This window comes from Bacillus sp. EKM208B (assembly GCF_011800725.1).
GTDB classification, from domain to species: domain Bacteria; phylum Bacillota; class Bacilli; order Bacillales; family Bacillaceae; genus Bacillus; species Bacillus velezensis.
In genome coordinates, this window is record NZ_JAANHO010000011.1 from 59,834 (window position 1) to 73,565 (window position 13,732).

Below are 13,732 nucleotides of genomic sequence, written 5' to 3' on the forward strand. Positions count from 1 at the left end.
CTGTCCCCGGCATGGTGTTTTTACGGGGACAGCCATCAGCCGGCTAAAACTTACTGGAGGGATATTAATGTCAGAATTTAAGCAACAGGAGTTGTTCTGGAGCAGCATGTTCGATGCGGAAGATCGTCCCAGTGCAATCCCTTCGTTTCAAATGTCGGACTCAACAATAGAGCACGATGCGTCGAGTGCACCCAACCGTATTCACAGTTCATTGAGCTCCGATGTATCCCTGCGCATCATGAAGATGACGAATAAATCGCCAATGGCCGTTTATATGGTTCTCCTGGTCGGAATCGAGTGTCTTTTGTACAAATATACGGGGGAAGAGGGCGTTATTGTAGGTGTTCCGACCTTTGAAGACGAAACCGATGAAGACCTTCGTTTAGATCAAGTCATGTTAATCAAACAAAACATAAATGCGGATGGCACGTTTAAATCCATATTTAATGAATTCAAGCATACGCTGAACGGAGCCATCTTACATCAGCACGTTCCTTTCGATAAAATGGTCGGTCCATTAAATCTGAACTACGATTCAAATCATTTGCCAATGATCCACACGATCGTATCACTAGATCAGCTTCACCCCATTCGTTTTATAGAAACGGCTGCTGCTGATACGTTATTTCAGTTTTCCATAGAAAATGATTCGATTCATTTAAAGTTAACTTATAATGAACAAGCTTATGATCGCCAGTATATGATGCAAGTGATCGAACATGTAAACCGGATTTTTTCGATCTTGTTATTCCAACCCGACCTTATGATCCGACAGCTTAATATTCTGTCAGACTCAGAGACAAATCAACTCATCGCCTATAATCAAACGGCTGCAGAGTATCCAAGAGAAAAAACGATTCATCAATTTTTGGAGGAACAAGCGGGACGTACCCCTGATCAAACGGCTGTTGTCTACGAGGATAGCCGTCTGACGTACCGTGAATTGAATGAAAGGGCGAATCAACTCGCTCGGACACTGCAATCTGAAGGCGTGCAGCCGGATCAGCCGGTCGGGATTATGGCCGAACGCTCCCTGGATATGATTGTAGGGATCTTCGGGATCTTGAAAGCCGGCGGGGCGTATGTACCGATTGACCCGGGCTATCCCGAGGAACGGGTTCGATACATATTGGAGGATTCGGATACGAAGTTGTTACTCGTGCAGAATCAATCGCAAGAGAGAGTACCTTTTACGGGAAAAGTGCTGGATATGAAAGATCCGCAAAACTTTTGTGAAGACGGGTCGAATGTAGAGCCGGCTGCTGGTCCGGATCATCTGGCCTATGTTATTTATACATCGGGTTCAACGGGCAAGCCGAAAGGGGTTATGGTTGAGCACCGGTCGGTCATCAATCGGCTGGTGTGGATGCAGGAAAAATACCCTCTCGATGAGCGGGATGCAATTCTGCAAAAAACTGCGATCACCTTTGATGTATCAGTGTGGGAACTGTTCTGGTGGACGATGGCAGGTTCTAAACTGGTGCTGCTGCCAAGCGGAGGAGAAAAGAATCCCGAGCTGATTTTAGATACAATTGCACAAAAAGGTGTCAGCACAATGCATTTTGTACCGGCGATGCTGCATGCCTTCTTGGAATCCATGGATCAGAAGCCAAGCGGGATGTTGAAACAAAAATTAGAATCATTAAGACATGTGTTTGCAAGCGGTGAGGCTTTGAAGCCTGTACATGTCGCAGGCTTCAAACGCATCATCACGTCGGTGAGCCAGGCTCAAATCATCAACTTGTACGGACCGACTGAGGCAACAATTGATGTATCATACTTTGATTGCCAGACGGAAGAAACGTATGCATCGATTCCGATAGGCAAACCGATTTCCAACATTCAATTGTATATATTACATGCTGATTTGGAACATATGCAGCCGACCGGTGTGGCGGGAGAACTGTGTATAGCGGGCGATGGGCTTGCAAGGGGCTACTTGAATCGTCCCGAACTGACGGCCGAGAAGTTTGTAAACCATCCGATTGCAGCAGGAGAACGGATATACCGGACGGGAGACTTGGCAAGATGGCTGCCGGACGGCAATATCGAGTATTTGGGCCGGATTGATCACCAGGTGAAAATCCGCGGTTACCGCATTGAAATCGGCGAAGTCGAAGGCGCTTTTTTTCAGCTGCCGGCGATCAAAGAAGCCATCGTTATCGCCCGGGAAATCGATGGGGAAACATCCTTGTGCGCCTATTATACCGCACAACATGCTTTAACTGCAGGCGAACTCCGTGAAGAGCTGTCCCGGCAGCTTCCATCCTATATGATACCTGCGTATTTCGTTCAGCTGGAAGAGATGCCGCTTACTTTCAACGGGAAAATAGACCGTAAATCCCTTCCTTCTCCAAGAGAGAATCTTACAGGCATGAACTATGAAGCTCCTCGAACAGAACTGGAAAAAATACTGGCCGCGGTGTGGGAGTCGGTCTTAGGCTTAGAACGGGTCGGAATCTCAGATCATTTCTTCGAATTGGGGGGCGATTCCATTAAGTCGATTCAAGTGTCCTCAAGATTATACCAAGCCGGGTATAAGTTTGAAATCAAACACTTGTTTAAATACCCAACGATCTCCGAGCTTGTTCCATACGTAGAGCCGGTAACCCGAATCGCAGAACAAGGAGAAATTAAAGGCCGGGCGCTGCTGACACCGATTCAGCATTGGTTTTTTGACCTGAAATACCCGGAATTACACCATTATAATCAAGCGGTTATGCTTTATTGGAAAGAGGGACTGGATGAATCAAAGCTTCGGGACGTCATGAAGAAGATCACAGAGCATCACGATGCTTTGCGCATGGTCTATGTTCCGACAGAAGATGGATATGAAGCCCGAAATCGGGGGATCGAAGAAGGTGATCTGTTCAACCTTGAAGTGATCTCATTAGGCGAAGAAAAAAATGTGTCCCAGACGATAGAAACCATTTCCAATGAGATTCAGCAATCCATTCATTTAGCCGAAGGACCGCTCATGAAACTGGGATTGTTCCGGTGTCAAGAGGGAGATCATTTGCTGATTGCGGTTCATCATCTGGTCATCGACGGCGTATCGTGGAGGATTTTACTTGAGGATATAGCGGCAGCTTATGAGCAGCTCCAAAACGGCGAAGCGATCCGGCTTCCGAAGAAAACGGACTCTTACCTGTTATGGGCTGAACAGTTGAATCGTTATGCAGAAAGTCAGGAATTCGAAGCGGAAAATCAATACTGGTTCAGACAGAAACATAATCCGCAGCATACATTGCCAAAGGACAATGAACAGGAGACCGGTCTGGCCAAAGACCGGGAAACGGTCATCGTTCAATGGACCGTTGAGGAAACCGAACGTTTATTAAAAAACGCTCACCGGGCTTATTCGACCGATATGAATGATTTATTACTGACCGGTCTGGGAATTGCTATTCATCGTTGGACCGGACATGAAGACATTCTCATTGATCTTGAAGGACACGGCAGAGAGTCTATCATCCCGGATCTCGATATTTCGCGTACGGTGGGATGGTTCACAAGCCTATATCCGGTTTCGCTTCAAATCAAAGCTGATCAGGATATCCCGCAGCGGATTAAAACAGTGAAAGAAAATTTGCGTCAGATCCCCCAAAAAGGAATAGGTTACGGCCTGATCAAATATTTATCCGATCACCCGAAGGCACATGAATGGACCGGACATCCGGAAATACGTTTCAATTATTTGGGTCAATTTGATCAAGATGTCCGGAACGGCAAGATGGAGGTATCCCCTTACTCAAGCGGGAAAACAGCCAGTGACAACCGTCCCTTGACCTATACACTTGATATCAACGGCATGATTTCAGACGGCCGATTGTCGCTGGCCATCAGCTATTGCGGCAAACAATATCAGAGAGAAACAATGGAAGCCTGTGCCGATCTCTTAAAAAACAGCCTGCAGCAAGTCATCGCACATTGTGATGCTCAAGATCAAATTCACCTGACGCCAAGCGATATTTCGTTAAAAGGTATAACGATCGGTGAATTGGATCAATTTGTGCAGCAAACGAGTCATCTCGGTGACATTGAAAATATATACCCATTAACCCCGATGCAGAAAGGAATGTTGTTCCACAGCTTGATCGATTCGGCTTCCGAAGCTTACTTTGAACAAGCCGCTTTTGATCTGAAAGGATTCTTGGATATCGATGCATTCAGGATGAGTTTGGCGCATCTTGCCGAAAAATATGACATTCTTCGGACTCTTTTTTATACAGAATGGAAAGATCAGCCTTTACAGATTGTATTCCGGCAAAAGCCGATTGAAACGGCCGTTGAAGATATTCGCAGCATGAACAGTCACCAGCGCAGCGAGTTTATTGCCGATTTTGCAAGAAGAGATAAGGCGCGGGGATTCAATCTCACCCGGGATGCTTTAATGCGCGTATCGATCCTGCGGACAGAGGAAGACCAAGCGCGATTGATATGGAGCTTTCATCATATTTTAATGGACGGCTGGTGTTTGCCTCTTGTTACGAAAGAAGTGTTTGAAACCTATTATGCGATACTCGAGCAAAGGCAGCCGAAGCGGGGAACCGTCACTCCATACAGCCGATATATCGAATGGCTGGATCAACAAGACCACAAGCAGGCGTCAGCCTATTGGCGTAACTATTTAGAAGGTTATGAAGGGCAAACTGTTTTGTTACAAGAACAATCTTCCGGCCAAGCGAAAGGATACGAAAAAGGTGAGCATGAGTTTCGTTTAGGAAAGCGGCTCACAGACGAAATCAAACAGGCCGCAAGCCGCCAGCAAGTCACCGTCAATACATGGATACAAACCGCATGGGGCTTATTGCTGCAAAGATACAACGGGAGTCAGGATGTCGTCTTCGGCACGGTCGTATCCGGCAGACCGGCAGAAATTCCGGGAATTGAAACCATGGTCGGTTTATTTATCAATACTATTCCCGTACGTATTCATACGCAGCCTGAAATGACAGCTGCACAAGTATTGAAAATGAATCAGGAGCGGGCACTGGCTTCTCAAAAATATGATACATTTCCGCTGTATGACATTCAGGCTCAAACTGAGCAAAAGCAGCAGTTGATCAATCATATTATGGTATTTGAGAATTACCCGGTTGAGAAACAAATAGAACATATGAAGCAGGATGACAACGCATTAGACATTCTCGATTTTCATATGGAAGAACATACACATTACGATTTTACTTTTATCGTGATGCCGGATGGAGAAATTGACATTCGTTTTGTATACAATCGCGATGTTTATGATCAAGCAAGTGTCGAACGGATGCAGACGCATTTCATGCAAATTATGAAGCAAATGGCGGACGATCAGGAAATTCGCGTACAAGACCTTGATATCGTAACAGCGGATGAACGTTCGCTCCTGATAGACAAGTTCAACGATACGGCGGCGGAGTATCCAAAGGAAAAGACGATTCATCAATTGTTTGAAGAACAAGCGGAGCGAACGCCGGAGCACGTGGCGATTGTTTTTGAAGATAAGAAGCTGACGTATCGGGTAGTAAATGAACGCGCCAATCAGCTGGCCCGAACCTTGGTTGCCAAAGGACTTCAGGCCGAGGAGCTTGTCGGCATTATGGCGGAACGTTCACCGGAGATGGTGATAGGCATCCTTGCTATTTTGAAAGCCGGGGGCGTTTACGTACCGATCGATCCGGATTATCCGAAAGAACGCATCCATTATATGCTTGAGGATTCTAACGTCTCTATCTTATTATTGCAGCATCATCTTCTGGAAGATACCGATTATCAAAGTCATACTGTCTTCCTTGACGATCCGTCATCATACGGCGCCGAAGCATCTAATCTCAATCTGAACGTGATGCCAAATCAATTAGCCTACGTTATTTATACATCAGGAACAACGGGGAATCCGAAAGGCACGCTCATTGAACATAAAAACGTGGTTCGTCTGTTATTTAACAACAAAAATGTTTTTGATTTTAACGCATCGGACACTTGGACTTTGTTTCATTCCTTCTGCTTTGATTTTTCAGTATGGGAAATGTACGGAGCGCTGCTGTATGGGGGCAAATTAGTGATTGTTCCGAAACAAATAGCAAAAAACCCGGAAAGGTATTTGCAATTGTTAAAATCGGAAGCTGTGACCATTTTAAATCAAACGCCGAGTTATTTCTATCAACTGATGCAGGAGGAGAGAGAAGATCCCGAATCCAATTTAAACATCCGAAAAATCATATTTGGCGGAGAGGCGTTAAATCCATCCTTCTTGAAAGACTGGAAGCTTAAATATCCTTTAACCCAATTAATCAATATGTACGGCATCACCGAAACCACCGTTCATGTCACATATAAAGAAATCACGGAACGGGAAATCGACGAGGGCAGAAGCAACATCGGACAACCTATTCCTACTCTGCAAGCGTATATTTTGGACGAATATCAGCGCATTCAGGTAATGGGCATACCGGGCGAGCTCTATGTGGCAGGAGAGGGACTGGCCAGAGGATATTTGAACCGCCCGGAATTAACGGCTGAGAAATTTGTTGAACACCCGTTTGCCGCAGGCGAAAAAATGTACAAAACGGGAGATGTCGCCCGGTGGCTGCCTGACGGCAATATCGAGTATTTGGGAAGAATTGATCATCAGGTGAAAATCCGGGGCTACCGGATTGAAATTGGCGAGGTCGAAGCGGCTTTATTGCAACTGGAATCTGTCAAAGAATCGGTCGTCATCGCGATTGAAGAAGAGGGCTCAAAGCAGCTGTGCGCCTACTTGTCAGGAGACGATTCATTAAATACGGCGCAGCTGAAGCGTCATTTACTGAACAAACTGCCCGCTTATATGATACCGGCTTACTTTGTACAAATGGAGAAGATGCCGATAACCGCAAATGGAAAAATCGATCGAAAAGCTTTGCCGGCTCCTGAGGGAAATAGGCTCACCGGAACCGAATACGAAGCGCCCGGAACGTTAATTGAAAAGCAGCTGGCCGAGATATGGAAGAACATTTTAGCACTCAGCGACCCGGGAATTAAAGATAACTTCTTTGACGTTGGCGGCCATTCGCTCAAAGTATTGCAAGTTATTCATCAAATCAACGACCGTATGGGAATCAAAATGCATTATCAAGCCGTATACGATTTTCCTACCATCGAAACAATGGCACGCGCCATTCAAGCGGCAGTTTTCGAGTCCAAGACGGATAACGTATTCGTCAAGATGAATCAGAACGGTTCAATCCCTGTGTTCTGTTTCCCGCCTTTAATCGGGTACGGGCTGGTCTATAATGAAATGGCGAAAAGACTTGACGGCCGCTGCACCGTCTATGCCGCTGATTTCCTAGAAGAGCCGTCTTACGAGCAAGAGATCGTTGACCGGTATGCAGAAAGCATGATAGGCATTCAGGAACAAGGGCCCTTTGTTTTACTTGGTTACTCCTCGGGGTCGAATTTGGCTTTTGAGGTCGCCAAAGCCTTGGAGAAGCGCGGACGCATCGTATCGGACATTATGATGCTTGATTCTAAAAGAGCCGTTTCGGTGAATTATTTTTCGGAAGAGGAAACCGAAGAGATCATTCATCGGAATCTGGATATCATTCCGGATTATTATAGAGAATTATTAACCATTCCTTCCATTAAGGATAAAATCAGAAGCTATCTCACATATCACAATAAACTGATCAATTCCGGCGCGGTGAACGCCAACATTCATCATTTTCAATGCGGCGAGTTGACCGATAGAGGATGGACGCAATCAACCGCACAGCATTACCTTGAGTACAAATTAAAAGGAGACCATGTGACGATCTTTGACCCTCACAATATCGAAGAAAATACGGATGCAATTCGATCTATTATCAAAAGGATTGAAGAACGGCATCATCACGGACTTGTTCTTGAAGAACAACTGTCAATAGGATCGTTTGCCGGCGACACGAAGTTTGACAAAATGTAAATGATCCAGAGCAAAATGCCGCTGACTGCAATCGGCGGCATTTTTCATAAAAGAGGGTCAGATATTTGCAGCGTTTTCACTCTAAAAATCATTCATTTTACACATTCTTCATGACCTGTTGTTATCATATTTTTTAAAAACCTAATATGCGGAAACAGGAGGATGTTAAGCTGATGAAAAAGTGCAGCGTATGTTTATTGATTCTTGCTTTATTATTGAGCTGTTTACCTGGGGAATATGCGAATGCGGTAAGCACTCCAATTGCAAAACATGCCGGGAATTCAAATCCGCTTATCGACCATCATCTGGGCGCAGATCCGTTTGCGCTGACCTATAACGGAAGAGTCTATATCTATATGTCAAGCGATGACTATGAATATAATAGCGACGGCACGATTAAGGATAATTCATTTGCCAATTTGAATAAAATATCCGTCATATCTTCAGCGGATATGGTGAACTGGACAGATCACGGAGCGATCCCCGCAGCGGGTGCCAATGGGGCGAATGGCGGCCGGGGGATTGCCAAATGGGCAGGAGCATCATGGGCCCCGTCAGCCGCGGTGAAAAAGATCAATGGTAAGGATAAATTTTTCCTTTATTTCGCAAACGGCGGCGGAGGTATCGGGGTTCTCACCGCAGACAGCCCGACCGGCCCATGGACAGATCCGATCGGAAAAGCGCTGGTAACGCCAAATACGCCAGGAATGTCCGGTGTTGTATGGCTTTTTGATCCGGCAGTATTCGTAGATGATGACGGTACCGGTTACCTATATGCCGGCGGAGGCGTTCCGGGCGGTTCAAATCCCGCACAGGGGCAATGGGCCAATCCTAAAACAGCAAGAGTCATGAAATTAGGGCCTGATATGACCAGTGTTGCCGGAAGTGCATCGACCATTGATGCGCCTTTTATGTTTGAAGATTCGGGAATGCATAAGTATAACGGAAAATATTACTATTCCTATTGTATCAATTTCGGGGGCGCTCACCCGGCCGATAAACCTCCAGGTGAGATCGGCTATATGACCAGCTCAAGTCCTATGGATTCTTTTTCGTATAGAGGGCACTTTCTGAAAAATCCGGGAGCATTTTTCGGAGGCGGCGGGAACAATCACCATGCTGTTTTCAATTTTAAAAACGAGTGGTATGTGGTGTATCATACTCAAACTGTCAGCTCCGCTCTTTACGGGGCCGGCAAAGGATACCGTTCTCCCCATATTAATAAGCTTGTGCATAATCCAGATGGCTCCCTGCAAGAGGTAGCGGCAAATTTTGCAGGTGTCAAACAGCTATCCAACTTGAATCCGTATCACCGGGTAGAAGCGGAAACGTTTGCCTGGAACGGACGGATTTTGACAGAGGCATCCTCAGCACCCGGCGGGCCGGTCAATAATCAACATGTCACAAACATTCATAACGGAGACTGGATTGCTGTTGGAAATGCAGACTTCGGGTCAGGCGGTGCCAAGACGTTCAAAGCAAATGTAGCGTCCGCTCTTGGCGGAAAAATAGAAGTGCGGCTAGACAGTGCAAACGGTAAGCTTGTCGGAACCTTGAATGTCCCTTCGACAGGCGGAACGCAATCCTGGAGAGAAATAGAAACTGCGGTAAGCGGCGCATCCGGTGTTCACAACGTATTCTTTGTATTTACCGGAACTGGTACAGGAAACTTGTTTAATGTTGATTACTGGCAGTTTACACAAAGATAAGCAAAGGGAGACAAAGGTACGTTTTCTATGTCCATAAACGACATATGAAGGAGAGGGAAAAATGATGTCGAGCGTAAAAAAAACAATTTGTGTATTATTGGTATGTTTCACAATGCTGTCCGTCATGCTCTTAGGACCGGGAGTTACTGAAGTTTCAGCAGCAAGTGATGCAACAGTTAATATATCTGCAGAAAGACAAGTGATTCGCGGTTTTGGAGGAATGAACCACCCGGCTTGGATTGGAGACTTGACTGCAGCCCAACGGGAGACCGCTTTTGGCAATGGACAGAATCAGTTAGGTTTTTCGATCTTAAGAATTCATGTAGATGAAAATAGAAACAATTGGTACAAGGAAGTGGAGACTGCAAAGAGTGCGATCAAACATGGAGCAATCGTTTTTGCTTCCCCTTGGAATCCGCCAAACGATATGGTTGAGACTTTCAATCATAATGGTGACACATCAGCTAAGCGGCTGAGATACGATAAGTACGCCGCATACGCGCAGCACCTTAACGATTTCGTTAATTTCATGAAGAGTAATGGTGTGAATCTGTATGCGATTTCTATGCAAAACGAACCTGATTACGCTCACGAATGGACATGGTGGACGCCCCAAGAAATCCTGCGTTTCATGAGAGAGAATGCCGGTTCGATTAATGCCCGTGTGATTGCGCCAGAATCATTTCAATACCTGAAAAATATATCGGACCCCATTTTGAACGATCCGCAGGCGCTTAGGAATATGGATATCCTCGGAACCCACCTGTACGGCACTCAGGTCAGCCAATTCCCTTATCCTCTTTTCAAACAAAAAGGAGGAGGGAAAGAGCTATGGATGACGGAGGTATACTATCCGAATAGTGACAACAATTCAGCGGATCGCTGGCCTGAAGCTTTAGGTGTTTCAGAGCATATTCATCATTCAATGGTAGAGGGAGATTTTCAAGCTTATGTGTGGTGGTACATCCGCAGATCATACGGCCCTATGAAAGAAGATGGGATGATCAGCAAACGCGGATACAATATGGCTCATTTCTCAAAATTTGTGCGCCCTGGCTATGTAAGGATTGATGCAACGAAAAATCCTGAACCGAATGTTTACGTGTCAGCCTATAAAGGAGACAATAAAGTCGTGATTGTTGCCATTAATAAAAATAACACAGGGGTCAACCAAAACTTTGTACTGCAGAATGGAACTGCTTCGCAAGTATCCAGATGGATCACGAGCAGCAGCAGCAATCTTCAACCTGGAACGGATCTCAAAGTAACGGACAATCATTTTTGGGCCCATCTTCCGGCTCAAAGCGTGACAACATTTGTTGTAAAGCGTTAAAGGCATCAGCATTGCAATAAGCCAATTTTCTTACTCGAAAAAGAAAATTGGCTTATTTTCTGTGGGAGAGAAGTGTTGATTTTTTTAACGATACACGGACATTGGGTATAATAATGACAATGACTTCAAGGAGTGATCAATATATGTCACGGCTTCACAGCAAAGTATTAATCATAGACGATGAAAAAGAAATTTTGGAACTGATCAAAACCGTATTAATAAGAGAAGGCATTGATCGCGTAGTGACCGCTTCGACTGCCCGTGACGGATTGGCTCAATTTCATCAAGAAAATCCCGATCTTGTGATATTGGATATCATGCTGCCAGACGGTGAAGGCTATGATATCTGCAAGCAAATAAGAGACATTTCACACGTTCCTATTATCTTTTTGTCTGCAAAGGGGGAGGAAACGGATAAAATTGTAGGACTTGCCATCGGCGGGGACGACTACATTACAAAACCCTTCAGCCCTAAGGAAGTTGCATATCGGGTCAAAGCGCAGCTGAGACGGGTCTCTTACTTACAGCCTTCTCAAACCGGAACCGTAATAAAAAAAGGGCCATTTGAATTAAACCAACAACAAGCTGAGCTCACCAAAAATGAAGCGGCTATTGAGTTAACACCTAAAGAACTTATGCTTATGACCTATTTTCTGCAGCATCCCAATCGGGTGATCAGTAAAGAAACACTCTATCAAGCTGTATGGGGAGAAGATTTCTTCGGTTCTGACAACACGGTGATGGTTCATATACGCAGGCTCCGTGAGAAAATAGAAAACACCCCATCAAAACCAGACTTTCTCGTCACTGTGAAAGGGTTAGGCTACAAATTTGTTGTAAAGGATGCGTAAGGATGAATTGGCGATTAACAGGCAGATATATGGTCTCTGTCATTATCGTGACCATCATTACAGTCTTCATTAATTTATTTATTTTTATGTTTTGGCTCGTTTTCCAGGCGAACAGCCAACATAACGAAGAAAGTACACCGGAAACTTTCACAAGATCATTCCGACAATATGTCACGTTATCGAACAATGGTATCACAGTAAACAAAGAGGGCCAAAAAGCTTTAAAAGAGCAGAATGCATGGATTCAAATATTAGATGAAAACGGACAGGATGTTTATCATGATAGAGAACCTAAAGGACTGAAGGAAAAATATACGCCTATTGAAATTGTAAATTTACATAAATATAAGGATGAACAATTATTATCAACCATTTACGCCGGCGGAAAAAAAGTAAACGGCAAGGAGTACAGTTACTTTATAGGGTTTAAAAATCCCTCTCTCGGAAAATATGTCCTCTCATATGATACCAAGGAATTTGTGACGAAGTTCAATGCAGGGACCATCATATTATTATCAATAGATGCATTGATCGCGTTACTCATCGGCTATCTATTCAGCCGGCAGCTCACAAAACCGCTCGGCCGTGTCATTCAAGGAATCCAGCGGTTAGCTAATGGAGATTATACGATCAAAATGAAATCCAAAGGCATTTATAAAGATGTCTTCTATAATGTCAATCATTTATCGGAACAACTATCTTCAAGCAAAAAAGAAAAAGATAAATTAGAGCAAATGCGTGAAGAGTGGATCAGTCATATTTCTCATGACATTAAAACACCATTAGCATCTATTCAAGGCTATGCAGAAATCATCCAAGATCCAAATTATCATCTAACAGTCGAACAGATCAGAGAGTACGCCCAGATCATTGAGAGTAAATCCCTCTATATGAAAGATGTGATGGAAGATTTAAATTTAACGACAAGGCTGAAAAACAACGATGTGATGTTACATACAGAGCGGGTAAACCTTGTATCGCTGCTGCGGGAAACGTTAATTGATATGTTAAACGATTCTAGATATGCGGATAAGTCCATTGAGCTTCAAACGAACCTGGAAAAGCTGATGCTGAATCTTGATGCGATATTGATTCGGAGAGCGGTCACGAATCTCATTTTAAATGCCCTCGTTCACAATGATCCTGATGTGAAGATCGTTGTACGGCTTGAACAAAAAGAACGGACTCATGTGACAATTAAGGACAATGGCAAAGGGATAGAAGAAGAGGAGCTGGAAAAAGTGTTTGATCGCTATTACAGGGGGACAAATACAGGAACGACGCATGCAGGCTCTGGTCTTGGAATGGCCATAGCAAAGGATATTATCCAAAAGCACGGAGGGGACATCACCATTCACAGCACCGCGGGAGAAGGGACAACGATAGATATACAATTATCATAATGACTATACAAAAAAACGGTTCTGCTGATTAATAACAGAACCGTTTTTTCCTATTGCTCCGAAAATACTTTGATTCCTTTGACAATGTTCCAAATGAAAAAATAGATCGCCACAAGGAATGTAACAGCATACGTCGCAAGCAGGAAAGGCCCGGCGTGCCTGATGTCATTCATACCAAGTAAACCTGAAGCGATGATGCCAATTCCAAAAATCAAATAAGGAATCAGATGCGTCCACAAAGATTTTTTCGCATGATATTTCACATCGTCCTGTCCTAAGAAATAGACGATAATCGGAAACAGAAACGGCGCAAAAAATATACTGAAGTAACATAATGAAGACAAAATTTTATTTTCTCTCAAACCTTTTCACCTCTATGATTTATTGAAGGGGGAATTCTTCTGGCTGAATCCCTCACTGAAGTACAATCTTATTGTACAACTCCAACCTTAACCCGTATTAATCCGAACCTTACATCAACCTTACATTAACAAGGACGGGCAAGGGCT

General features: G+C 44.4%; 6 protein-coding genes. 5 read left to right on the top strand and 1 reads right to left on the bottom strand.

Annotated features, from left to right (window positions below; translation table 11 throughout):
- Nucleotides 1-67 precede the first annotated feature (67 nt).
- From bamC to G9F75_RS17155, 5 genes are all read left to right on the top strand, one after another.
- Entirely contained in the window at nucleotides 68-7,927 is a 7,860-nt protein-coding gene (gene bamC, locus G9F75_RS17135) for a bacillomycin D non-ribosomal peptide synthetase BamC (protein ID WP_167409258.1), read from the top strand.
- Between the two features lie 170 nt (nucleotides 7,928-8,097).
- Nucleotides 8,098-9,636 (top strand): glycoside hydrolase family 43 protein, encoded by a 1,539-nt coding sequence (locus tag G9F75_RS17140; protein WP_061862631.1) that lies wholly within the window; start codon nucleotides 8,098-8,100, stop codon nucleotides 9,634-9,636.
- A gap of 61 nt (nucleotides 9,637-9,697) precedes the next feature.
- A complete protein-coding gene (gene xynC / locus G9F75_RS17145) occupies nucleotides 9,698-10,969 on the top strand; it encodes a glucuronoarabinoxylan endo-1,4-beta-xylanase XynC (protein WP_022553272.1) in 1,272 nt (423 codons plus the stop codon).
- 143 nt (nucleotides 10,970-11,112) lie between these two features.
- Nucleotides 11,113-11,820 (top strand): response regulator transcription factor, encoded by a 708-nt coding sequence (locus tag G9F75_RS17150; RefSeq protein WP_103526844.1) that lies wholly within the window; start codon nucleotides 11,113-11,115, stop codon nucleotides 11,818-11,820.
- Nucleotides 11,821-11,822: 2 nt separating this feature from the next.
- Nucleotides 11,823-13,223 (top strand): sensor histidine kinase, encoded by a 1,401-nt coding sequence (locus tag G9F75_RS17155; RefSeq protein WP_154817700.1) that lies wholly within the window; start codon nucleotides 11,823-11,825, stop codon nucleotides 13,221-13,223.
- 50 nt (nucleotides 13,224-13,273) lie between these two features.
- Here G9F75_RS17155 and G9F75_RS17160 read toward each other — a convergent pair whose 3' ends face one another.
- The gene (locus tag G9F75_RS17160) at nucleotides 13,274-13,585 is read right to left on the bottom strand and encodes a magnetosome magnetite crystal formation protein family (RefSeq protein WP_017417895.1); all 312 of its coding nucleotides are present in this window, start codon (nucleotides 13,583-13,585) and stop codon (nucleotides 13,274-13,276) included.
- Between the last annotated feature and the right edge of the window lie 147 nt (nucleotides 13,586-13,732).

Coding starts and splice junctions, on each gene's coding strand:
- bamC (WP_167409258.1), top strand. CDS start 68: ATGTCAGAATTTAAGCAACAGGAGTTGTTCTGGAGCAGCATGTTCGAT.
- xynC (WP_022553272.1), top strand. CDS start 9,698: ATGATGTCGAGCGTAAAAAAAACAATTTGTGTATTATTGGTATGTTTC.
- G9F75_RS17150 (WP_103526844.1), top strand. CDS start 11,113: ATGTCACGGCTTCACAGCAAAGTATTAATCATAGACGATGAAAAAGAA.
- G9F75_RS17155 (WP_154817700.1), top strand. CDS start 11,823: ATGAATTGGCGATTAACAGGCAGATATATGGTCTCTGTCATTATCGTG.